The sequence below is a fragment of the Microbacterium sp. E-13 genome, assembly GCF_049912955.1.
GTDB lineage: Bacteria > Actinomycetota > Actinomycetes > Actinomycetales > Microbacteriaceae > Microbacterium.
Genome location: NZ_CP183973.1, coordinates 2,598,228 through 2,621,924, shown reverse-complemented (window position 1 = coordinate 2,621,924; position 23,697 = coordinate 2,598,228). Strand labels below are relative to the sequence as shown.

Annotated in this window: 18 protein-coding genes; 4 read left to right on the top strand and 14 right to left on the bottom strand. The window is 71.3% G+C overall.

Annotated elements, in window-relative coordinates:
- Positions 1-52: 52 nt before the first annotated feature.
- The gene (locus ACN9MP_RS12065) at positions 53-1,579 is read left to right on the top strand and encodes an ATP-dependent DNA ligase (RefSeq protein ID WP_426320490.1); all 1,527 of its coding nucleotides are present in this window, start codon (positions 53-55) and stop codon (positions 1,577-1,579) included.
- Between the two features lie 44 nt (positions 1,580-1,623).
- Here ACN9MP_RS12065 and ACN9MP_RS12060 read toward each other — a convergent pair whose 3' ends face one another.
- Both ACN9MP_RS12060 and ACN9MP_RS12055 read right to left on the bottom strand, forming a co-directional pair.
- A complete protein-coding gene (locus ACN9MP_RS12060; protein WP_426320488.1) occupies positions 1,624-2,277 on the bottom strand; it encodes a response regulator in 654 nt (217 codons plus the stop codon).
- On the bottom strand, positions 2,274-3,959 hold the full coding sequence (locus ACN9MP_RS12055; RefSeq protein WP_426320486.1) for an ATP-binding protein: 1,686 nt from the start codon (positions 3,957-3,959) through the stop codon (positions 2,274-2,276). The genes ACN9MP_RS12060 and ACN9MP_RS12055 overlap by 4 nt, the downstream gene beginning before the upstream one ends.
- 194 nt (positions 3,960-4,153) lie before the next feature.
- Here ACN9MP_RS12055 and ACN9MP_RS12050 point away from each other — a divergent pair, with 194 nt between their 5' ends.
- The 3 genes from ACN9MP_RS12050 to ACN9MP_RS12040 all read left to right on the top strand — a co-directional run bounded on the left by ACN9MP_RS12050 (position 4,154) and on the right by ACN9MP_RS12040 (position 7,085).
- Positions 4,154-5,689: a CitMHS family transporter gene (locus ACN9MP_RS12050; protein ID WP_426320484.1), complete on the top strand. Its 1,536-nt coding sequence runs from the start codon at positions 4,154-4,156 to the stop codon at positions 5,687-5,689.
- A 71-nt stretch (positions 5,690-5,760) separates the two neighbouring features.
- Positions 5,761-6,381: an alpha/beta fold hydrolase gene (locus ACN9MP_RS12045; protein ID WP_426320482.1), complete on the top strand. Its 621-nt coding sequence runs from the start codon at positions 5,761-5,763 to the stop codon at positions 6,379-6,381.
- Positions 6,378-7,085, top strand: a complete 708-nt coding sequence (locus ACN9MP_RS12040) for an NAD-dependent deacylase (RefSeq protein WP_426320480.1) — start codon at positions 6,378-6,380, stop codon at positions 7,083-7,085. Before ACN9MP_RS12045 ends, ACN9MP_RS12040 begins: the two co-directional genes overlap by 4 nt.
- Positions 7,086-7,142: 57 nt before the next feature.
- On the opposite strand, the gene ACN9MP_RS12035 is transcribed toward ACN9MP_RS12040, so the two are convergent.
- The 12 genes from ACN9MP_RS12035 to hrpA form a co-directional block, all read right to left on the bottom strand.
- Entirely contained in the window at positions 7,143-8,408 is a 1,266-nt protein-coding gene (locus ACN9MP_RS12035; protein ID WP_426320478.1) for a sugar ABC transporter permease, read from the bottom strand.
- The gene (locus ACN9MP_RS12030) at positions 8,405-9,214 is read right to left on the bottom strand and encodes an ATP-binding cassette domain-containing protein (RefSeq protein ID WP_426320476.1); all 810 of its coding nucleotides are present in this window, start codon (positions 9,212-9,214) and stop codon (positions 8,405-8,407) included. Before ACN9MP_RS12030 ends, ACN9MP_RS12035 begins: the two co-directional genes overlap by 4 nt.
- Positions 9,215-9,306: 92 nt before the next feature.
- Positions 9,307-10,395 carry a sugar ABC transporter substrate-binding protein gene (locus ACN9MP_RS12025; RefSeq protein WP_426320474.1) on the bottom strand — a complete coding sequence of 363 codons (1,089 nt, stop codon included), beginning with the start codon at positions 10,393-10,395 and terminating at the stop codon, positions 9,307-9,309.
- A 170-nt stretch (positions 10,396-10,565) separates the two neighbouring features.
- The gene (locus ACN9MP_RS12020; RefSeq protein WP_426320471.1) at positions 10,566-11,813 is read right to left on the bottom strand and encodes a sugar ABC transporter permease; all 1,248 of its coding nucleotides are present in this window, start codon (positions 11,811-11,813) and stop codon (positions 10,566-10,568) included.
- Entirely contained in the window at positions 11,810-12,742 is a 933-nt protein-coding gene (locus ACN9MP_RS12015) for an ATP-binding cassette domain-containing protein (RefSeq protein WP_426320469.1), read from the bottom strand. Before ACN9MP_RS12015 ends, ACN9MP_RS12020 begins: the two co-directional genes overlap by 4 nt.
- A gap of 59 nt (positions 12,743-12,801) precedes the next feature.
- A complete protein-coding gene (locus tag ACN9MP_RS12010) occupies positions 12,802-13,902 on the bottom strand; it encodes a sugar ABC transporter substrate-binding protein (RefSeq protein ID WP_426320467.1) in 1,101 nt (366 codons plus the stop codon).
- Positions 13,903-13,910: 8 nt separating this feature from the next.
- The gene (locus tag ACN9MP_RS12005; RefSeq protein ID WP_426320466.1) at positions 13,911-15,113 is read right to left on the bottom strand and encodes an ROK family transcriptional regulator; all 1,203 of its coding nucleotides are present in this window, start codon (positions 15,111-15,113) and stop codon (positions 13,911-13,913) included.
- An 84-nt stretch (positions 15,114-15,197) separates the two neighbouring features.
- On the bottom strand, positions 15,198-16,076 hold the full coding sequence (locus ACN9MP_RS12000) for an NYN domain-containing protein (RefSeq protein ID WP_426320464.1): 879 nt from the start codon (positions 16,074-16,076) through the stop codon (positions 15,198-15,200).
- Between the two features lies 1 nt (position 16,077).
- Positions 16,078-17,070 carry a Gfo/Idh/MocA family protein gene (locus ACN9MP_RS11995; protein WP_426320462.1) on the bottom strand — a complete coding sequence of 331 codons (993 nt, stop codon included), beginning with the start codon at positions 17,068-17,070 and terminating at the stop codon, positions 16,078-16,080.
- Between the two features lie 41 nt (positions 17,071-17,111).
- Positions 17,112-18,479, bottom strand: coding sequence for an O-acetylhomoserine aminocarboxypropyltransferase/cysteine synthase family protein (locus ACN9MP_RS11990; RefSeq protein WP_426320460.1), 1,368 nt, complete (start codon positions 18,477-18,479; stop codon positions 17,112-17,114).
- A 69-nt stretch (positions 18,480-18,548) separates the two neighbouring features.
- Positions 18,549-19,490 carry a quinone oxidoreductase family protein gene (locus tag ACN9MP_RS11985; RefSeq protein WP_426320458.1) on the bottom strand — a complete coding sequence of 314 codons (942 nt, stop codon included), beginning with the start codon at positions 19,488-19,490 and terminating at the stop codon, positions 18,549-18,551.
- Between the two features lie 29 nt (positions 19,491-19,519).
- Positions 19,520-23,533, bottom strand: coding sequence for an ATP-dependent RNA helicase HrpA (gene hrpA, locus ACN9MP_RS11980; RefSeq protein WP_426320456.1), 4,014 nt, complete (start codon positions 23,531-23,533; stop codon positions 19,520-19,522).
- Positions 23,534-23,697 lie beyond the last annotated feature (164 nt).

Sequence of the window (23,697 nt, the reverse complement as noted above, 5' to 3'; positions counted from 1 at the left end):
GTGCCCCCGCCCGTTCCGGCGGAGTGTCGGAACGTGATGCGAGAATGCGGGCATGCTGCTCCACGAGCTCGTGTCGGCGACGGATGCCGTGGCCTCGACGTCGTCCCGGCTGGCCAAGGTCGCCGCGCTCGCCGACGCGCTGCGCGCGCTCGAGCCGGATGAGATCGGCCCGGCGATCGGATTCCTGACAGCGAGCCCCCGACAGGGGCGCGTCGGCGTCGGCTGGCGCAGCCTGTCGAACCTGAGCGCCACCCACGCCGCCGAACCCACCCTCACCATCGGGGCTGTCGATGAGGCGCTCGACCGGCTCGGCGCCACCGACGGACCCGGGTCGGTCGCGACGCGCGCGACCGTGCTCGCCGGGCTGGCTCGCGCGGCGACACCGGGGGAGTGGGACTTCCTCTCCCGCGTCCTGCGGGGCGAGCTTCGCACGGGCGCCCTGGAGGGGGTGCTGCTGGACGCGGTCGCGAAGGCGTCCGGCAGGGACGCCCCGACCGTGCGCCGCGCCGCGATGCTGTCGGGCGACCTCGGGGCGACCGCGCGGATCGCGCTCACCGGCACCGCTGAAGACCTCGCCGAGGTCGGACTCGAGGTCGGCCGGGGAGTGCTGCCCATGCTCGCCTCGACGGCAACTTCCCCGGCCGAGGCGCTGGAGACGCTCGGGGGAGCAGCATCCGTCGAATACAAGCTCGACGGCGCGCGCATCCAGGTGCACCGCGACGACGACGACGTTCGCGTGTTCACCCGGAGCCTGGCCGACATCACGCATCGCGTGCCCGAGATCGTCGACGCGACGCGGGCCCTCCCCGCACGGCGGGTGATCCTCGACGGCGAGACCCTGTCGCTCGACGAGGACGGCGGGCCCCGTCCGTTCCAGGACACCATGGCCCGGTTCGGCTCCGAGACGGCGCCGGAGGTCGCGCTGCAGCCGTGGTTCTTCGACATCCTTCATCTGGACGGCCGCGACCTCATCGACGAGCCGCTCAGCACGCGGCTCGAGATCCTGGGCCGCGTCGCGGGAGACGCTCGCATGCCCGGCATCGTCACCGACGACCCGGTCCGCGCCGAGGAGTTCTCTCGCGAGGCCCTCGCGGCGGGCCACGAGGGCGTCATGGTGAAGGGCCTCGACGCGGCGTACGCTGCCGGCCGGCGCGGCAAGAGCTGGCTGAAGGTGAAACCGGTGCTGACCTACGACCTCGTCGTGCTCGCCGTCGAATGGGGCTCGGGCCGACGTACGGGGCAGCTGTCGAATCTGCACCTGGGGGCGCTCGACCCGGACGGCGCGTTCGGCGACCCGGGGGGCTTCGTGATGGTGGGCAAGACCTTCAAAGGACTCACCGATGCGACCCTTCGCTGGCAGACCGAGTTCTTCCCGACCATCGAGACGCACCGCTCCCCGTACGCCGTGCACGTGCGGCCGGAGACGGTCGTCGAGATCGCGATCGACGGCGTGCAGCGCTCCACCAGGTACCCCGGTGGGGTCGCCCTGCGCTTCGCCCGCGTGAAGAGCTACCGGCCCGACAAGCGGGCCGCCGAGGCCGACACGATCGAAACGCTGCGGGCGCTCCTCAGGAGTTGATCGAGGTCTCTTCCGGGCCCTCGCCCTCGCCCTAGCCCCCGCGCTCAGCGCGCGGCGACGTAGCGGTGCTCCGGCCGGCCCGTCGTGCCGTACCGCAGGCGCACCTCGACCTGTCCGCGGCTGGCGAGTCCGGCGAGATGGCGCTGGGCGGTCGCCCGCGAGATCCCGACGCGGTCGGCGACTTCGGCCGCCGACGCCTCATCGTCGCCGAGACCCTCGAGGATCAGCTGCTCGGTCGCCGACCGTGCGAGGGAGGCCGGTTCGGCCCCGCCGTGCATGATCGCCAGTGCGCGGTCGATCTGCTCCTGCTCGAGCGGGCGGTCGGTCATGAGCAGGTTCCGCATGCGCGCATAGCGGTCGAGCCGGTCCGCCAGAACGCGAGACTCGAACGGCTTCGCCAGGTAGGCGATGGCGCCGGCTCGGAACGCACGGCGCACGGTCGCGGCATCGGTGGCGGCCGACAGGAGAAAGGCGTCGATGCCGGTCGCCGCGACGAATTCCACGCCGTCGCCATCGGGAAGGAACGCATCCACGAGCAGCAGATCCGGCGCGTGCGCGCGCACGGCCTGCCGTGCGGCGCCGAGCGAATGCACCGCGTCAAGCGCGATGTAGCCACTGCGGGAGGCGACGACGTCGCGGTGCAGACCGGCGACGCGGAAGTCGTCGTCCACCACCAGCACGCGGATGCTCGGGGTCATGTGTCGCCCTCTCCTCTGATCGCGTGGGCTTGAACACTGGTGGCGGCCTCTTCCCTCGCGCCGACGTGGCCCAGAGCGCCCGGCAGTCGCGCACCGAAGACGGCCCCGGAGCCCTCCCCGCCGGGGTCGATCAGCCAGACGTCCCCACCGTGGCGGCGGGCGAGATCGCGCGACAGCGGCAGGCCGAAGCCGTGCCCGTGCACGGCGTCGACGTCGCTGAGCCCATCCCCGGGGGTGCTCGAGCGGGAGAACGGGTCCGCCCCGCGCGGACGGATGCCGCCCCCGGAGTCGGAGACCGTCACCACCAGCTCGTCCCCGTCGCCGAACAGGGCGATCTCCACCCAGCCCGGCTCGGGTCCGGCGACGGCGGCGGTCACGGCGTTGCCGACCAGGTTGCCGAGGACGGCGGCGACGTCCTCCGCCCCGACGACCTCGCCCAGCAGCAGGGTGTCGTCGGAGATGCGCACCGTCACGCCTCGTTCCCGGCCCGCAGCCGCGGTCGCGCCGATCAGCGACTGCAGCAACGCGTCGGGCACCCGCTCCAGGCCCGTGACGCCGAAGTCCACGGCCCCGCGCTCGGCCACGTCGCCGAGGAAGGCGCGAGCTTCGTCGACGCGGTCGGCGTCGATCAGCCCGGACGCGACGTGCAGGCGATTGGCGAACTCGTGCCGCTGCACGCGCAGGGCCTCCGTCATGGCACGGACCGTCTCCAGCCGCCCGGCGAGGGCCTCCACGTCGGTGCGGTCGCGCACCACCAGGATCTCGCCCAGCGCGCGGGCGTCGCGCAGCACCGGACGGGTGTCGAGGTACAGCACCCGGTCGCCGACCACCGTCTCCACGCCGGACGCGCCATCCCGGACGGCGAGCCGCACGGCGTCGGGCAGCGGCAGGTCGTCGAGCCGGCGCCCGACGGGGGCCACGAGTCCCAGCATCCGCTCGGCCGCTTGATTGCACACCCGCACGACGCCGTCGGGATCGACGGCCACCACGCCGTCGCCGACGCCCTCGAGCACCGCCGCCTGATTCTGGACGAGGGCGACGAGCTCCTCGGGCTGGAGCCCCAGTGTCAGCCGCTCGAAGCGTCGCCGGAGCAGCAGAGTGGCGAGTGTCGCGAGCGCCACGCCGCCGACGGCCGCGACGAGGATGGTGGCGACGAGCGCGGGCAGGTCGTCGAAGACGCTGGCGCTCTCGAAGCCGACGCTCACCTCCCCGACGGGACTCGTGCCGCCCTCCGCGTACACGGGCACCTTGGCCCGGGCGGACTCCCCGAGGGTGCCCACCTCCCAGTCGACCACCTCGTTGCCTTCCAGCACCTCGGCGAACGGGGTCGAGACGACCTTGCCGAGGAGTGCCTCGGTCGGATGCGCGAGCCGGATGCCGTGGTCGTCCGTGATCACGACGAAGAGGGCGTCGGTGCGGTCCGCCACATCGGCCGCCATCCGCTGCAGAGGACCCCCGCGGAGGTCTGCGGCATCCGGTGTTCCCGGGTCCGCCGAGAACTCTGCCACCAGGGTCTTCACCTCGCGATCTTCGGCGACCGTCCGCGCGATGTTCAGGGCCGCGGCCTCCGATTCCTCCCGCAGCTGCCGAACGCCGAACCACCCGAAGACGAGCGCGCAGATCGCGACGACAGCGGTCACCGTCGCCACCTGGACCAGCAGCAGTCGCGTCGCGAAGCGCATGACACCTCCCGGGTCCGAGCCGTCCCCTCGAACCTCGCGCGCACGTGAGCACAATGCGCAGAAGACACGCTACGCGCACAACCTGCAGGAATGCGAGTTAGCGCGCGCGGATGCCGTGCTCGCTCCTAACCTCACGTGAACGCACCGCGACCGGTGCGACGAACCAGACGCACCCCCACGACGAAGGAGTCGACATGAACGCGGCAGCTCCCTTCCTGCTCCAGGCCGCCGAGGCCGACGAGGGCTATGCCACGGCCTTCGTGCCGCCCGAATGGGTACTCGTGGCGCTCGGCTTCACGATGGTCCTCGTGTTCATGGCCCTGATCATGACGCGGCGGCTCACCCCCATGGTCGCGCTGATCCTCGTGCCGACCGCCTTCGGGCTGTTCGCCGGCGCCGGGCTCGGGCTCGGCGACATGATCATCGACGCGATCGGCAGCATGGCCCCGACGGCGGCGCTGCTCATGTTCGCCATCATGTACTTCGGCATCATGATCGACGTGGGGCTCTTCGACCCTCTCATCCGCGTGATCACGCGGCTACTCGGCGACGACCCCGCGAAGGTCGTACTGGGGACGGCGCTCCTCGCGGGCGCGGTCTCGCTCGACGGCGACGGATCGACGACCTTCATCATCACGACCTCCGCGATGCTGCCGATCTACCTGCGCCTGGGCATGAGCCCCGTCGTGCTCACGTGCGTCGCGGGACTCATGAACGGCACTCTCAACATCGTGCCGTGGGGCGGGCCCACCGTGCGGGCGGCGACCGCGCTCGGGCTGCAGCCCACCGACATCTTCGTGCCGATGCTGCCCTCGCTCGCGGCCGGTCTCGTGATCGCGCTGACGTTCGCGTGGTTCCTCGGGCTCTCCGAGCGCAAGCGCATCGGGAGCATCGACGGGTCTCGTCTGTCCGGCGACAGTGGCGCGCCGGCGGCGCCCCGCATCCTCCGCGGGTCGGGCACGAAGCCCGGCGCCCGCGCGACCCTCCGCACCGGCAACATCGTCACCTTCGCGGGTGGCCGTGCCGGCGTTCCCGCTGCGACCGCCGTCGCCGACCGCGAAGACACCGCGATGGCCGACACGATGCTCGACCCGAACCGTGCGACGTTGCGGCCGAAGCTCATCTGGTTCAACCTCGCGCTGACCCTGGCGGTCATGGTGCTGCTGGTGCTCGACATCTTCCCGCTCGCGTACGTCTTCATGGTCGGAGCCGCGATCGCGCTGGTCGTCAACTTCCGGAAGCTCAAGGGGCAGGCCGACGAGATCGTGGCGCACGCCCCGAGCATCGTCGGAGTGGTCTCGATGGTGCTGGCGGCGGGAGTGCTCGTCGGCGTGCTGAACGGCACCGGCATGGTCGACGCGATGGCGACCTGGATCACGACCGTGATCCCCGCCTCGCTCGGACCCTTCCTGGCCGTGATCACGGGCATCCTGTCGATCCCGTTCACGTTCTTCATGTCGAACGACGCCTTCTACTACGGCATCCTTCCGGTTCTCGCGCAGAGTGCAGAGCACTTCGGGATCGCGCCGGTCGAGATGGCGCGTGCGTCGATCACCGGCCAGCCGGTGCACCTGCAGAGCCCGCTCGTGCCGGCCATCCTGCTGCTGGTGTCGCTCGCCAGCGTCAACCTCGGCGACCACCACAAGAAGGTGCTGTGGCGGGCGTGCATCGTCTCGCTCGCCATGCTCGCGGTGGGCGTGCTCGTCGGAGCGATCCCGCTCATGGCCTGAGCGGCTGCCGGTGAGGGGGGCGCGTGCGGCCGCACGTGCCCCCCTCGTCGCGGGGACTCTAGGATTTCGGCATGACCAAAGGCCCCGCCCCGAGCGCCGCGTACGAGCACCGGAGCTTCGGCGCGCCAGGCGCCGAGCGAACCGTGGTGCTGCTCCGAGCGGGTATGGCGGCGCTGTCCGATCCGCTGCCGAACGTCACCGCGCGGTACAACGTCAGGATCATTGCGATCGGGCTCACTGTCGACGACATCGACGATCCTGCGGCGTACCGCGGTGCGACGGCGGCCGAGATGACCGCGGCCACGCTCGCGCAGTTCGTCAGGCAGGAGCGGCACGGTCGGACGGTCGGCGTCGTCGGCGTCGGTGACGCCGGCGAGCTCGCGGTGCTCGTCGCCGCCCATCTCGGCGACGCCGTCGACCGCCTCGCTCTCGTCGCGGTGCCGCAGCCGGCGACGGAGCTCGGCGGCGACGAGGTCGCCGACCTGCTGGAGGGTCTCGCGGCGAAGACGCTCATCGTGAACGGGCAGGCGGATCCGGTCGCCGCGAGCACGGCGGCACGATGGTTCGAGGCCAGGATCCCCGGCGCGCGCGTCGAGATCGTGACCGAGACGTCGGACCCGCAATCGCGGCTCGTCCTCGCCGAGGTGTGGGACCGGGTGCTCTCGCACGCCGCTCCCGGAACGCTTCGATGACCCGGATCGTCGTGCTCACCGGCGCCGGCATCTCGGCGGAGAGCGGGGTCCCCACCTTCCGCGGCCCCGACGGGCTGTGGGAGGGTCATCGCATCGAGGACGTCGCGACACCGGAGGCGTTCGAGCGCGACCCCGACACCGTGCTGGCCTTCTATGACGCGCGGCGCCGAGCCGTGGCATCCGTCGTCCCGAACGCCGCCCACCGCGCGCTCGCCCGCCTCGAGGGCGGCCTGGGCTCCGATCTGCTCGTCGTCACCCAGAACGTCGACGACCTTCACGACCGCGCCGGCAGCCGCAATCTGGTGCACATGCACGGCGAGCTGCGCCGGGCGCTGTGCGTCGCCTGCGGAGCGAGGCCGGGCTGGGACGGCGACCTCCTCGACCGCCCCGCCTGCCCGGTCTGCGGAGAGCGGATGCTGCGCCCCGACGTCGTCTGGTTCGGCGAGATGCCGTACGGGCTCGACCGCATCGAGCAGGCGATCGTCGCGTGCGAGGCGTTCGTGTCGATCGGCACGTCGGGTGCTGTGTACCCGGCCGCCGGCTATGTCGCCCTCGCCGCCGCGTTCGGCGCGCACACGGTGGAGCTCAACCTGGAGCCGAGCGACTCCGTCGTGCCGTTCGACGATGCGCGCGCCGGCTTCGCCACCGACCTCGTGCCGGCATGGGTGGATGAGATCGTGACGGCGCGCAGGCAGCGGAGGTGACGTACGAAGGCGCCGGGACGGATGCTCCGCCCGGCGCCTTCGCCCGCTGCGAAGCGGCTACCTTCCCCCGCCCGACCGCAGGCGCGACAGTGCGTCGACGGTCGCGGCGAGGATCAGGACGCCGCCGGTGACGAGGAGGTTGATGCCGGCCGGCAGGTTGAGCAGGCCGAGGCCGTTGGTGATCGTCGCGATGACGAGCGCACCGATCGCCGCATGCATGAGGCGTCCCTTGCCGCCGAAGAGGCTGACACCGCCGACGACGGCCGCGGCGACACCCGAGAGCACGATGTCACGACCGACCGTCGCGTCGACCGATCCGACGCGGGCGACGCTCAGCAGCGCGGAGAACACCGCGAGGCTCGAACAGATCACGAACGCCCACCACTTGATCCAGCGCACCTTCACGCCCGACCGGCGGGCGGCCTCGGCGTTGCCGCCGATGGCGTAGATGTAGCGGCCGAACTTGGTGCGGTCGAGCAGGAACGTACCGAGCCAGAGGATGACGAGCACCACCGGCACGACGACCGGCACGCCCGCGACCTCGATCACCGACTGCCCGCGGTTCTGGTTGAGGACGAACACCACGATGCCGCCGATGACGGCGATGGCGGCGAGCTTGATCCACACCAGCGACAGCGCACGGTTGGGGACGCCGGCACGGGCCCGGCGAGCCCGGTCCCAGAACGACGTTCCGGCCGAGATGGCCAGCATGATCACGAGCATGGCCCAGCCGCCCCAGGTGGGGAGGTTGCCGTTCTGCAGGAAGATCAGTTCGGGCACCTCGAGGCGGAACAGGCCGCCGGGGCCGATGATGACGAGCGCAAGACCCTGGTAGCCCAGGAACAGACCGAGGGTCACGACGAACGACGGGATGCCGACCCGGGCGACGAAGAAACCTATCAGCGCGCCGGTGAGGAACCCGAACACGAACCCGATCAGCAGCGCGAGCGGCCAGGGGATGCCCTGCGAGGCCAGCACGACGAAGAGCGCCATTCCGACACCGCCGGTGACGCCCGCCGACAGGTCGATCTCGCCGAGCAGCAGCACGAACACGAGTGCCATGCCGAGCACGACGAGCGTCGCCGCCTGGTTGAGCAGGTTCGCGAAGTTGCGCTCGGTGAGGAAGAACGGGCTCAGGATCGAGAACAGGATGAAGAGCACCACGAGGCCGCCGATGGCGGGGAGGGCTCCCATGTCGCCGCCACGGACGCGCTGCCACCATGCCGTGAGCTGGTCGCCGACGCCGCCTTCGACACCGCTGCCGATGAGATCGCTGGCGAGGGGGTCCGGTGCTGCCTCGGTGCGGGTGGCGTTGCTGCTCATTCCGCGCCTCCTTCGGTGCGAATGGTCGACGTGTCGATGATCGAGACGCCGGCGGGTGCCTTGGTGCCGGTGATGTAGCCGACCACGTCGTCGCGCGTCGTCTCCGAGGTGGGTATCTGCGCCACCATCTGGCCCAGATACAGCACGGCGATGTCGTCCGCGACCTCGAACACGTCAGCGAGGTTGTGGCTGATGAGGATCACGGCCACGCCCTGCTCCGACAGGCGCTTGACCAGGTTGAGAACCTGCTCCGTCTGCGCGACGCCGAGAGCCGCGGTCGGCTCGTCGAGGATCACCACGCGCGCCTTCTTCAGCACGGCGCGCGCGATGGCAACGGTCTGCCGCTGGCCACCCGAGAGGCTCGACACCTTCTGACGCACCGACTTCACCGTGCGCACCGAGAGCGAGCGAAGGGTGTCGGACGCCTCCTTCTCCATGCGGCCCTCGTCGAAGGTGCCGAACGAGAGTTCCTCTCGCCCGAGGAACATGTTCTGCACGATGTCGAGGTTGTCGCACAGGGCGAGGTCCTGATACACGACCTCAATGCCGAGGCCCGAGGCATCGCGGGGAGCGTGCAGATCACGGTGGGTTCCGTCGATGAGCACCTCACCCTCGTCGTACGGCTGGACGCCGGCGAGGCCCTTGATGAGGGTCGACTTGCCGGCGCCGTTGTCGCCCACCAGGGCGGTGACCTTGCCGGGGTGGACCTCGAGGTCGACGCCCTTGAGGACGCTGACCGGGCCGAAGGACTTCTTGACGCCGACCAGTTTGATGATCGGCTCGGTGGCGGTGAGTGTGTCTGACATGCTCGCTTCCTTGCGATGACGGTGATCCGGCGCGAAGGGGCGCCGCGCCGTGCGGCGCGACGCCCCTGCGGTTCAGCCCGCAGGCCGATCGATTACTGTGCGGTGACTCCGTACTGCTCGCAGGCAGCCATCACGTCCGGGGTGCAGACGTCGTCGTAGTCGGCGTCGCCGGCGGCGACCACGTCCTTCACCTTGTCGGGGCCGACGAGCTGCGGCGTCACCTGGATGTAGGGCGTACCGTCGTCGAGCTTCGCATCCGTCTGGACGTCGTCGCCGTTGAGCAGCGCGACGGCCGTCTCGACGGCGGCGTCGGCCTCGTCCTTGACCGGCTTGTAGACCGTGGCGGTCTGCCAGCCGAGCAGGATGTTCTGCAGGCCCGCGACGTTGGCGTCCTGACCCGAGACCGCGACACCGGTGAGGTTGTTGTCCTGCAGGACCTTGATGACGCCGGCTGCGTTGGTGTCGTTGGCCACCCACACGCCGTCCACCTTGCCGCCGAGCGAGGTCAGCGCCTGCTCGAAGTTGGTCTGCGACTTCGCCTGGTCCCACACCCCCGGGGGCTCCGCCGCTGCCTTGATGCCCGCGGCCTCCATGACCTCCACGGCGCCGTCGTGGAACATGGCGGCGTTGCCGTCGGTGGGATCGCCACCCATGTACACGACGACCGCGGACGCCGGGTCCTTGCCGGCGGTCTTGAGTCCGTCGAGCACGGTCTGGCCCTCGAGGCGACCGACCTCGACGTTGTCGAACGAGACGTAGTAGTCCGCGCCCGCGAAGGGACGGTCGTAGGCGATCACCGGGATGCCTTCGCCCTTGGCCTTCGTGGCCACGGCCTCTGCCGCGCCCTGGTAGTCGACGAGCAGCATGACGCCGCAGCCCTTCGTGAGCTGCTGGTCGGCGAGGGTCGAGTACTTGTTGACGTCGCCCTGCGCGTTCTGGATGTCGGCTTCGAAGCCGGCGGCTTCAAGACCCTCCTGCAGGTACTTGCGGTCGAAGTTCTCCCAGCGGGGCGAGGACGCCGCATCGGGAAGGATCACGCACGCACGGCCGGTCGCGTCGCCGCCGCCGTCGGTGGCGCCACCGGTGCTTCCCCCGCCACCGGTGTTGCCGGCACAGCCGGCCAGCATCACCGCAGCTGCACCCGTGAGGGCCGCCACGGCGAGGAGTGAAGACTTCTTCATCTTTCGCCCTTCGTCATTGAAGCGATCGAAAACCCCAGGACCCCTTCCTGGGCAGTATCGCGCTGAACTGATCATGACGACCCGGCATTCTTGTCGTCAAGTCTTGAACGTAACGCTTTGGCAACGCCGAGGAAGCGTTCGCCTCCTGAAGCCAAGCGGCGCCGGTGTGGCTAGGCGCGACCCGTCGCCGCTCGGGTGCGGCGCGACAGCGAGTCGACGATCACGGCGAGCACGAGTACGACGCCCGTGACCATGAACTGGACAGAGGAGTCGAGGTTCAAGAGCGTCAGGCCCGACGAGATCGACTGGATCACGACGATGCCGATGAGGGCCGAGTAGGCCGACCCGCGGCCGCCGAACAGGCTCGTCCCGCCGATGACGGCGGCGGCGATCGCGTTCAGGTTCACGTCGCCGGTGCCCGAGCTCTGGTTCGCCGACGCCAGCCGTGCGGCGGCGAGGATGCCGCCGACCGCCGCGAGGGTCGAGCACATCGCGAACACCGAGAAGTAGATGCGGTCCACCCGGATGCCGGCGCGCCGGGCGGCCTCGACCGACCCGCCGACGGCGTACACAGCGCGTCCCCAGCGGGTGCGGGTGAGCGCGAAGTCCATGGCGACGACGAGCGCGAGGAAGAAGAGGAACATCAGCCCCACGCCGCGGTTGAGGTTCAGATACCAGGTCGCGAGAAGGAGGAAGACGAGCAGCACGCCGCTGCGCAGCGCGATCTCGGTGTAGCTCTGGCTGACCAGATTCGCGGCCTCACGCCGGCGCGACCGGCGAACGAGCGACCACGCGAAGGCCCCCACCGCGAGCACGGCGACGACGTACGACGCCCACGCCGGAAGGAACATCTGCTGGGCGAACTGCACGAGCCACGAGTCGAACGGGATCGCGATCGACCCCGTCTCGCCCAGCACCCACAGCTGCAGGCCCAGGAAGCCGAGCAGGCCGGCGAGGGTGATGACGAAGCTCGGCAGCCCGAACCTCGTATACAGGAACCCGTAGAGCAACCCGACGAGGCAGCCGATCGCGATCCCCGCGAGCAGCGACAACACGGGGTTCCAGTGCAGCTGCACGAAGGTCACGGCGAGCACGGCCGCGGCGAGGCCCGACACCGAGCCCACCGAGAGGTCGATCTCGCCGACGAGCAGCACGAGGACCACGCCGAGGGCGATGGTTCCGATGGCGGCGCACTGCATCGTGAGGTTCACGAGGTTCTCGCTGGAGAGGAACACGGGGTTGAGCAGCTGGAACACGGTCCAGATCACCGCGATGCCGAGCACGACGGGCAGGGCGCCCAGGTCGCCGCCGCGCACGCGGGCCACGAACGCCTCGGCCGCGTGACGGATGCCGCTGCCGCTGAGGAGGTGTTCCTCCGCCACCGGCGGGGCGAGCCGCTCGTCGCCGTGGAGGCTCATCGGGACCCGTCCCCGCGGGGACGGCGCGTGCGGGAGCCGGCGCGGGGCATGCGGATCACGGTGCCGCCGGCGGTGTGCTCGTCCCGCGGCGGTTCCTCGGCCGGCGACCCGGCGGACGGCGGCGGGGAGGCGGCATCTTTCCGCTCCGGTGCGTGCCGCACGGCCGAATGGTCGACCGCGCCGGTGATCGCCGCGATCAAGGTCTCGCTCGTCACGTCGGCGACGTTGTACACGCCGTTGTTACGCCCGAGACGCAGCACCACCACGCGGTCCGCGACCGCCATGACGTCGGCCATGTTGTGGCTGATGAGGATGACGCCGTGACCTCGCTCGCGGAGCCGCTCGATGAGGTTCAGCACTTCGGCGGTCTGCGCGACCCCCAGGGCAGCCGTGGGCTCGTCGAGGATCACGACGCGGGGCTCGCCGATGAGCGAGCGGGCGATCGCGACAGTCTGCCGCTGCCCGCCGGACAGCGAGGCGACCGGCACGCGCACCGAGGGGATCTTGGCCGAGAGCTCGCGCAGCAGGGTCCAGGTGCGCTGCTCCATGTCGACCTCGTCCAGCGTCGCGCCGTCGCGGAGCTCGCGCCCGAGCCAGAGGTTGGCGACCACGTCGAGGTTGTCGCACAGGGCGAGGTCCTGGAAGATCGTCTCGATCCCCAGTTGCTGCGCGTAGGCGGGGGAGTCGATGCCCACCGGCTCGCCATCGAACTCGATCGAGCCGGCGTCGGGCGGGTGAACGCCCGCGAGCACCTTGACGAGAGTGGACTTGCCGGCGCCGTTGTCGCCGACGAGCGCGACGACCTCTCCCTCGTTCACGAAGAAGTCCACGTCGGTGAGCGCCTTGACCGCGCCGAACCTCTTGCCGATGCCGCGCATCGTCAGCACGCGCTCACGCGGCCGCCCCGTCCGCGGGTGCGTCATCGACATTCTCGCCCCGTCCTCATCGTCGCTCGCGATCCCACCTGATCCCTGCCAGAGTTCGGACCCTACCGGATGCCCGCCGCTTCGCACGCATCCGCGTACGCCGGCGTGCAGATGTCGGAGGCGCTCCAGAAGCCGTCGGCGACCACGGTGTCCATGATGTCGCCGACCGTCACCGCCACCGGGTCGAGCAGGGTGGCGGGCGTGCCCTCGATCTCGAGCGGCGCCGACACCTCCTCCCCGTGCAGGAGCTTGACGGCGACCTCGGCAGCGAGTTCGGCCTGGGGCTTGATCGCCTTGTACACCGTCATGTACTGGTCGCCGGTCAGGAGGCGCTGGATGGCCGAGAGCTCGGCATCCTGTCCGGTCACGATGGGCAGTGGGTCGACGTTCGCGACCCGCAGTGCGGCGATGGCTCCGCCGGCGGTCGCGTCGTTGGCGGCGTAGACGCCGCCGATCGCGTCGCCATGCTGGGCGATCTGGCCCGACACCCACTCCTGCGCCTTCTCGGGGCTCCATCCGGGCGTGTCGTACTCGGCCAGCACCCGCAGCCCACTGCGGTCGATCACGCTGTGTGCGCCCTCCTTGAAGAGCGCGGCGTTGCTGTCGGTGGGTGAGCCGTTGACCATCAGGATGCCGCTGCGCTCGTCGCTCTCCTTCAAGCCCTCCACGAACGCGCTCGCCTGGAGCACGCCGACCTTCTCGTTGTCGAACGAGATGTAGTACGCGAGGTCGCCGCCGTTGATCAGCCGGTCGTAGGAGATGACCGGCACGCCCTTCGCGTTCGCGGAGGTCACGATGCTCACCGCCGCGTTCGCGTCGACCGGATCCAGCACCAGCACTCCCGCGCCGGCGGTCAGCGCCGACTCGGCCTGCTGCTGCTGCTTGGCGGCGTCCTGGTCGGCGTTGGCGTACAGCACCCGATAGTCGCCGAGCTCGTCGACCCGGGCCTCGAACAGCGGCCTGTCGAAGGTCTCGTAGCGCGCGGTCTTGGCGTCGGGGAGCAGCAGCGCGATCAGGTCGTCCGACGGTATGACGCCGCCTCCGCCGGGCGTGCCGGTGCACGCCGACAGCACCGCCGCCGTGACGAGGAGGACGGATGCTGCCGCTGCCGTGCGCCGTCGGCTCGAGGGTCGCCGCGGCCGGTCGAGTCGCGTACCAGGCATCGGCCGACCTACGCGGTGATCGGAAGGGAGGCCGCTGCCGGGAGCTGTGCGTCGACCGTGACGTGGTCGAGGGCGATCGCGATCGCGCCGCGCGCCTCGGCCCACTCACCGAACGACGCCTCGATGATCTCGGGCAGGCCGTCGGCCGCGGGCAGCGCCGTGCGCTCGAGCGAGTGCCGCATCGGCGCCATCAGGATCTCCCCGGCCTGCCCGAGCTCGCCGCCGACCACGATGAGCTCCGGGTCGAACAGGTTGCACAGGCTCGCCGCCGCGATGCCGATGTGCCGGCCCGCGTCGGCGATGACCCGACGTGCCGCGCCGTCGCCGGCGTCGGCCGCCTGAAGGAGATCGCTGAGCCGGTGCATGCCCTCGCTCGGCGGGAACAGCGACAGGAGCGCGGGTCCGCCCGCATAGGTCTCGAGGCATCCGCGGTTGCTGCAACGGCAGATGGGCCCGTGCTCGTCGAGGGTGACGTGGCCGATCTGGCCGGCCTTGCCGTTGACGCCGCGGAACAGGTCGCCGTTCACGATCAGGCCCGCACTGATGGTGTGGCCGACCCGGATGAACACCGACGACGTGGCCGAGCGCCCGTTGCCTTCGCGGGCTTCGGCCAGGCCGCCGAGATTGGCCTCGCTGTCGACGTGGACGGGGCGTCCGATTCGCGCGGAGAGGCTGCCGGCGACGTCGACGCCCTCCCAGCCGCGCAGCAGTCCCGGCGTCGACACCATTCCGGTGCGAGGGTCGATCGGCGCGGGGAGTGCGAGGCCCACGCCCAGCAGGTCGGTCAGCGACCCGCCCAGCGACTCCATCATGTCGCCGAGGAGGAGGGCCAGGCGGTCGAGCTCGGAGTCGTGGCGGTGGTCGAGCGGGAGGGGCAGCGACGACTGGGTGACGATCGTGCGAGCGGTGTCGGCGATCGCCAGGTGCAGATGCCGGGAGCTGTAGTGCACACCGGCGACGAGCCCGAGCCGGCGGGCGAGGGACACGAGAGTCGCCCGGCGTCCGCTGCTCGTGGTGAAGGAGGTGTGCAGGAGGCCGGAGGCGGTCAGCTCCTTGACGATGTTCGAGACCGTCGCCGGCGAGAGCCCGGTGCTGCCGGCGAGCTCGATCTGCGTGAGACGCCCGTGGCGCTTGAGCGACTCGATGACCCGCGCGCGATTGGCCTCGCGAAGCGAGGTCTGCGAGCCCGGCGGGGCTTGACGGCGTGCCACAGCTCACACTGTACCCGACCCGCGATTCCCCAGATCCGGCCGGAATCGACCGGCCGCGGGCCCGGCTACCGGCGGCCGGCCCGGCTACCGGCGGTCGGCGGCGAGGCGGATGAGAACGATGTTGCCGGACTCGTCGACCTCGGCGACGCTGGGGTGCGCCTTCACGAACTCCGAGAAGCTCTTGTAGCCGAGCGCCTTCTCGCTGAACGACGGGTCGAGGCGCTTGACGAGGCTCTTCACGGCCGAGGCGTGCTGCCACTCCACGCCCTCCTTGTCGCTCTCCAGGCGCAGGGCGCGCTCGAGCAGCGACTCCGAGGGGTCTGCAGCGGCCCGCTTGGCACGCCTGCTGCCCGACGACGAGCGCGGCGGCGCGGCATCCTTCCGTCCTGCCGGCGGAGCCGCGACGCCCGGAAGGGCGTCGTACGAGTCGAACTGATCGCACGCCGCGGCCAGAGACTTGGCCGTCGACCCGGCGACGCCGACCCCGACCACGAAGCGGCCCAGTCGCCGGCAGCGCTGGGCGAGCGGGACGTAGTCGGAGTCGCCGGCCACGATCACGACGTGCGTGAGGTCGGGCAGCCGGAACATGTCTTCGACGGCGTCGACGGCGAGGCGGATGTCGGCGCCGTTCTTCGCGTAGGCGGCCGCGGGGAAGAGCTGCACGAGATCCACGGCACGGGCGACGAGCTGAGAACGGTACTCCGCATTGACCGGCGCCGACCAGTCCGCGTAGGCGCGCGTGAGCACGAGCGTTCCGAACGACGTCGCGTAGTCGATGATCGCCCCGACGTCGATCGTGGCGCTCGTGAGGCGCTCGGCGATCTCGGGGTCCGAGGCATCCGCCGCGATCTTCTGACGATCGCGGGAGTACGAGTTCTTGCCGTGCACGCGGTCGTACCACGACATCACGATGTTGTCGAAGTCGAGATACACCGCCACGCGGGGGCTCAGCAGGTCGGGCACGTCACTCCTCTCCGGGGTAGCGCACGCCGACGAGATCACGGATCTCGTCGAGCGTGGCCATGATCGCGACGGTCTCCTCGATCGGCAGGATGTCGGAATCCGTGCGGCCCTCGGCGAGATACCGCTCGGCCGCGAGCGCCTGGTACTGCATGCCGCGTCCCTCGATCTGCGACCGGAACTCCTCGCGGACGGTGCCGTCGGGACCGACGAGCCGGAACGAGGATGCCGTGTACCAGACGCGGTCGATATCGATGCGGGCGTCGGTGCCGATGATCGAGGCGGTGTTGGGGCCCACCCCGCGCGACGCCGACAGCGAGGTCGAGAGCGCGCCGGAGGCGTGCGCCATGATCGTGGCCACCTCGGTGTCGGAGCCGGCGTCGCCGATCCGCGCGGAGGCGACGATCGACAGCGGCTCGCCGAGGATGTCCCACGCGAACGACACGGGGTAGACCCCGAGGTCGAGGAGGGCGCCGCCACCCAGCTCGAGGGCATTGATGCGGTGGCCCGGGTCCGTCGGCAGGGCCTGCGTGTGGTCGGCCGTGAGCGCGCGGATCTCGCCCAGGGCGCCCGAGGCCACCAGCTCGCGGATGCGGATCATGTGCGGCAGGTACCGGGTCCACATCGCCTCCATGGCGAGGAGTCCCCGTTCGGCCGCCGCCTCGCGCACCGTCTCGGCCTCGGCGGCATTGAGGGTGAACGGCTTCTCGACGAGCACGTGCTTGCCCGCCTCCAGGGCCAGCAGCGCGTTCGAGGCGTGCGCGGGGTGAGGGGTGGCGATGTAGACGATGTCGACGTCCGGATCGGCGACGAGCTCCTCGTACGACCCGTGGGCGTTCGGGATGCCGAAGTCGGCGGCGAACGCCTCGGCGGTCTCGCGGCGGCGGGATCCCACGGCGGCGACGTCGAGGCCCGCGGTCCGCAGGTCACTGGTGAAGGCGCGGGCGATGCCGCCCGGTCCGAGGATCCCCCAGCGCGGGGAGCGGGACGAGGTCATGACACGAGGCTATCGGCGCAACGCCCATCGCGCCCCGAAGACTAGCGGAGGACGCTCTCCTCGAGCTGCGCCTGCGCGTCGCCCAGTGCGACCTGGTCGAGCGAGCCCGCGAGGTCGTCCACGATGTCGCGCGGGTCCTCGAGGCCGATCGACAGCCGCACCGTGGTCGGGCCGATGTGCGCCTCGGCGAGCTGGGCCGGGGACATGTGACTGTGCGTCATCGAGGCCGGGTGGGCGACGAGGCTGCGGGCATCTCCGATGTTGGCGACGAGCTTGACGACCCGCAGGCGCGAGATGAACTCCTCGACGAGGCGGAAGTCCGACTCCGGGTCGCCGGTCTGAGGCAGATCGAAGGCGAACACCGAGCTGGTTCCCCTGGGCAGGTACGTCGCGGCCTGAGCGTGCCACGGGCTCGACTCCAGTCCCGGGTGGTGCACGCGCGCGACAGCAGGATGCGTCTCGAGGAACCGGGCGACGGCCAGCGCGGTCGCCGTGTGGCGCTCCATCCGCAGGTCGAGCGTCTCGAGGCCCTGGAGCAGCTGGAACGCGTTGAAGGCCGAGAGTGACGGGCCGAGATCGTGCACGTACTTCGTCTTGACCAGCGCGATGTACGGGGAGCCGGTCTTGCCGAAGCGTTCGACCAGGCTGCCGTCGGGAACCCGCGGATACGTCTGGGTCAGCTGCGGCCACCGCTCCGGCTGCGTCGTGAAGTCGAAGGTGCCGAGATCGACGACCGCGCCGCCCAGCGACGTGCCGTGGCCGCCGAGGAACTTGGTGGCCGAGTGCACGACGATGTCGGCGCCGAAGTCCTTGGCGCGCTGCAGGTAGGGGGTCGCGACGGTGTTGTCGATGACGAGGGGAACCCCCGCGTCCTTGGCGACCGCGGCGACCGCGCCCAGATCGAGCACCTGCGCGATGGGGTTCGAGATGGACTCCGCGAAGAGCGCGCGCGTCGTGGGGCGCACCGCGGCCCGCCAGGCGCCGATGTCGTCCTGGTCGACGAAGGTCACCGCGATGCCCCAGTCCGCGAACGTGTCCTGAAGCAGGTCCACCGTGCCGCCGTACAGCTGGCGGGCGGCCACGATGTGCTCCCCCTGCTTGGCGAGGGCGAGCAGGGCGATTGCGACCGCCGCCTGACCGGACGCCACGCCGGCCGCGGCGATGCCGCCCTCGAGCTCGGCGATGCGGCGCTCGAAGACGAGCACGGTGGGATTCGCCGCGCGGCTGTAGATGTTGCCGTCCCGGCGGAGCGCGAAGAGGTCGCGGGCTTCGGCGAGCGAGCGGAACTCGAACCCGTTGGACTGGTGGATGCTCGGAATCGCCGTGTTCTCGGCGGTGCCGGAGTCGAACCCGGCCTGCACCTGCGCCGTCGCGAAGGAGCGACGGGCGGCGGGACTCTTCTCAGGCATGCTGACCATTGTCGAGCCGCACCGCGCCCGCCGTGCGCCGTGTGACGTACTGTTGCGAGCCCGCCCGCTTCAGGGCACGAGCGTGATCTTGCCGTCCACGCCGTCCTCGATCGCCCGATGCGCCTCTGCGGCGTCGGCGAAGGCGAACGACGGGCCGAGCTCGACCGAGAACCGGCCCGCGGCCATGAGCGCGATGGTCACCGGCACGGCTTCGGTGCGCCACGTCTGCTGCTGCGGCGTGAGCGGGGCGGGGGAGCCGCCCGAGAAGGCGCGGATGCCGAGGCCCGCGGCATCGCGCCCGCGCACGAGTGTGGCGATCCGCCCGCGGTCGGGGACGAGCTCGAGCGAGGTCTGCAGCGCCTCGTCGGTGCCCGCTGCGTCGATCGAGGCGGTGATGCCCTGCGGCGCCGCCTCGCGGACGCGGTCGGCGAGGCCGTCGCCGTACGTCACCGGGATGGCGCCGAGTTCGCGCACGCGGCCCGACCGGCGCTCGGACGACGTCGCCACGACGGTCGCCCCCCACAGCACGGCGAACTGGATGAGCGCCTGGCCCACGGCACCCGATCCGGCGTGCACCAGGAGGGAGTCGCCCGCGCCGACGCCGAGCGACCGGAGCGCCTGATAGGCCGTCCCCACCGGGATGCCGAGCGCCGCCCCTTCGGCCGCGCTCACCTGCGGGGGCCGCGGGAAGACGTGCGCGACCGGCACGACGACCTCGGTCGCATAGGCGCCTTTCGCGCCGGCGAAGACGACCGGGTCGCCGACGCGGAAGCCGTCGACGCCCTCACCGACCGCGGTGACCACTCCCGCGCCGTCGTTGCCAACCCGGCGCGGCTCGGTGATCGGGGCGGACACGCGAGCGCCGGAGCGCAGCTTCGCGTCGATCGGGTTGACGCCGGCCGCGGCGACGCGGATCGCGACCTCACCGGTGCCCGGGACGGGTTCCGGGAGAGAGATCTCGTGCAGGACCTCAGGGCCCCCGAACTCGTTGTACGCGATCGCAGTGGTCATGACGGGGGCAACTCCTGTCGTCGAGGCGGCTATTCCCGCGGGGGCTCCCGCAGCGACTTCTGGATCCGCTGCAGCGACACCGGCTCGGCGGTGCCGAGGGACTGCGCGAACAGGCTCACACGGTACTCCTCGAGCAGCCATCTCGCGTGCACCAGCGATGCCGGGGCGTCATCCGCGGGCGGGATGATCCCGCCCGCCTCGGCGAACAGCGCCGCAGCGCGCTCGAACTCGGTCATCCGCTGACGGTCGCGACCGGGATTGTCGCTGAGAGCGCGCACCCGGTCGAGGGCGGCCCGCAGATAGCGCGGGAGCTGTGCCAGCCGCGCGGTGCCGGTCCGGGCGGCGAAGCCGGGGAAGACGAGACCTGCCAGCTGTCCCTTGACGTCGTTCAGCGCGCCGAGGAGGGTCAGCGAGTTCGCGTCGCGCATGGCGCGCTCGACTTCGCGGGCGCCCGTCAGGATGCGGGCGGTCAGCGAGACCGTCTGGAACAGCTCGTCGACGACCACCGCCGAGAACGCCTCTCGCACGGCTTCGAAGCCCGCCCGGCTGCGCACGACGCCGTCCGGAGCCGTGCGTGCGATGACGGCGTCGGCCACCGCCACGCGGCAGTCCTCGATGAGGGCCTTCGCCGACGGGTACGGCGATGCCGCCAGCGCGAGCTTCTCCGCCGACGTCAGGTGCTCGAGCACGTACGCCGACGGGGATGCGACGGCCAGCAGCAGAAGACGGCGGACCCCCGCGGTCGTCGCCCGCGCCGCGGCTTCGGGAGTCGTCTCGATGCGCAGCGCGACCGAGGCGCCCTCGTCGACGATGGCGGGGTAGCCCCGCACGACGCCGCCGGCGACCTTCGTGTCGACGACCTCGGGCAGGTCGCCGAAGCTCCAGTCGGTGAGACCGGTGCGCTCGGCGAAGGCGGTGGTGTGCTGGTCGTCGGGCGAACGGGGAACGGGAGCGCCCGGGCGCGCCGGGTCGGCGGACGCCCCGGCGCGGTTCGCGTCGCCGCCCGCGCCCGCAGGCCGCAGCGGAGTGCCTCGGGCGGTGAGCGAGCGGGAGACGGATGCCCGGGCCCGGTCGGCGAGCCGGGCCTGCAGCGCGCCGAGATCACGGTCGGAGCCGACGGCGCGCCCGCGCTCGTCGACGGCGCGGAACGAGATCTGCAGGTGACCCGGAACCCGGTCCATCTCGAAATCCGCGACGCGCACCGGCTGGCTCGCGACGCGCTGGATGCGCGTGGCGAGCGCCTCCCGGAGGGCCAGCGGGGGCAGTCCCGCGTGGGCTTCGGGGCCCTGCCCGGCGAGGTCGGCGGCGAAGGTCGCGGCCCAGTCGGCGGCGGGCACCACGTGCCTGCGGATCGACTTCGGCAATGCCCGCAGGAGCGCCGTGATCAGCTCGTCGCGCATGCCGGGCACCTGCCAGTCGAAGCCGTCGGGACGCAGCTGCGCGAGGAGCGCCAGGGGCACGACGGCCGTGACGCCGTCGTCGGGGGCGCCGGGCTCGAAGCGGTAGGCCAGCGAGAGCACCTGGTCGCCCTGGGTCCAGCGCGCCGGGAAGTCGCGCTCGTCGCCGCGCGATGCCTCGTCGACGAGGTCGGCCTCCGTCATGTCGAGGAGTCGCGGCGTGCGGGACGAGGCATCCTTCCACCAGGTCTCGAAGGAGCGGGCGTCGAACACGTCGCGGGGGATCCGCGCGTCGTAGAACCGGTACACCGCCTCGTCGCCGACGAGGATGTCGCGGCGGCGCTCGCGCTCCTCGATCTTCTCGAGGCGGCGGCGCAGCTCGAGGTTGCGCCGCTCGAAGGCGGTGAGCCTCTTGTCGAGGTGGGACGTGTCCCACTCGCCCTCCACGAGCGCGTGCCGCAGGAACAGCTCGCGCGCGAAGGGCCGGTCGAACCGGGCGAGCTGCACGCGGCGCTTAGGGATGATCTCCAGCCCGAAGAGGGTGACTTTCTCGTAGGCGGATGCCGCGCCCGACGCCTTCGACCAGTGCGGCTCGCTCAGTGACCGTTTGGCGAGGTCGCCCGCGAGCGGCTCCGCCCATGCTGGGTCGATCGCGGCGACCGTGCGGGCGAACAGGCGGCTGGTCTCCACCACCTCGGCGGCCATGACCGCACTCGGGCGCCTCTTCTTCAGCCCGGAGCCGGGGAAGATCGCGAAGCGCGTGCCGCGCGAGCCGGCGTACTCGGCGGCGCCCGGCCGCCCCCCGCCTGCGGGGCGGCGGTCCTTCGGCGGGCTGACGGTGCGCTCATCGAGGATGCCGAGCTGCGACAGCAGCCCCGAGAGGATCGCCCTGTGGATCTCGTCGGGATCGGCGGTGCCTCCGCCGGCGTCTCCGGAGCGTGCGGAGGCGCGGGGGGCGTTGACGAGCGCGCTCAGCTGCCGATGCACGTCGGCCCACTCGCGGACGCGCACGTAGTTGAGGTGCTCGGCGCGGCACAGGCGCCGGAACGCGCTCGAGCCGAGCTCGGCCTGCTTCTCCTGCAGGTGGTTCCAGAGGTTGAGCAGACTGAGGAAGTCGCTCGACGGGTCGGTGAACCGCGCGTGCAGGCGGTCGGCCTCTTCGCGTCGCTCCTCGGGGCGCTCGCGCACATCCTGGATCGACAGGCCGGCGACGATCGCGAGCACGTCGCGCAGCACGCCGATGCGGCGGGCCTCGACGAGCATGCGTGCGAAGCGCGGGTCGATCGGCAGGCGGGAGATCTCGCGGCCGAGGTCGGTGAGGGTGGGACGGTCGCGCCCGGCCCCTGAGCCGGTCGGAGGGCGGACCGCGCCCAGCTCGATGAGCAGGTCGAGCGCGGCCTTCACGCCGCGGGAGTCCGGTGGGGTGAGGAACGGGAAGGACGAGATGTCGCCGAAGCCGAGCGACAGCATCTGCAGGATGACCGAGGCCAGGCTGGTCCGGAGGATCTCGGGCTCGGTGAACTCCGGCCGGGTGCCGAAGTCCTCCTCGGAATAGAGGCGGATCGCGATGCCGGGACTCGTGCGCCCGGCGCGGCCGGACCGCTGCTGCGCCGACGCCTGCGACACCGCCTCGATCGGCAGGCGCTGCACCTTGCTGCGGTTGCTGTACCGCGAGATGCGCGCGGTGCCGGTGTCGACGACGTAGCGGATGCCCGGCACGGTGAGGCTGGTCTCGGCGACGTTCGTGGCGAGGATCACGCGGCGACGGATGCCCGCGACCTGCGAGCGCTCGAACACCCGGTGCTGCTCCGCCGCCGACAGGCGGCCGTAGAGCGGCAGCACTTCGGTGGGTGCGGCATCCTTCGCGTACATGCCCCGGACGGCGTCGGCGGCGTCGCGGATCTCGGCCTCGCCGGGGAGGAACACCAGCACGTCACCTGGGGACTCGCGGTCGAGCTCTCGGAGCGCGGACATGATGCCGTCGACGTCGTCGGTCTCGTCTTCGCCCCTGGCCGGTCGGGCGGGCGGGCGGTACCGGATCTCGACGGGGTAGGTGCGCCCCGAGACCTCGATGATCGGAGCAGGCTGCGGTTCGGTCCCCGGGGTGCTCGGTCGTGTCGCGAAGTGCGCGGCGAAGCTCTCCGGGTCGATCGTCGCGCTGGTGATGATGACTTTCAGGTCGGGGCGCTTCGGCAGGATGCGGTGCAGGTAGCCGAGGAGGAAGTCGACGTTGAGAGAGCGCTCGTGCGCCTCGTCGACGATGATCGTGTCGTAGCGGCGCAGCAGCCGGTCGCGATGGATCTCATTGAGCAGGATGCCGTCGGTCATGAGCGCGATGCGCGTGTCGTCGGACACCTTGTCGGTGAAGCGCACCTTGTAGCCGACGGTCGACCCGAGCGGCACCTGCAGCTCTTCCGCGACGCGCTCGGCGATCGTCCGGGCCGCGATGCGGCGCGGCTGAGTGTGGGCGATGCGGGTGCGCCCCAGCTCGAGCGCGATCTTCGGCAGCTGCGTCGTCTTGCCCGAACCCGTGGCACCCGCGACGATCAAGACCTGGTGGTCGCGGATGGCGCGCGCGATCTCGTCGCGCGCGGCGCTGACGGGGAGTTCCGGCGGGTACGAGATGACGGGTTCGGGCACGGACATAGCCTTCGATCGTATCTCGTGCGCAACCTCGCCTGGCGCGCCTCCGTGGGGCGGGGAACCTCCGAAAACCCCAATGAACTTCCGGTTCACACGGCTCTCCGGGGAGGGTCGGAGACACCGGTGACAGTGACGAGTCAGCGCGCCGTGACGGAGGCGCCCTCAGG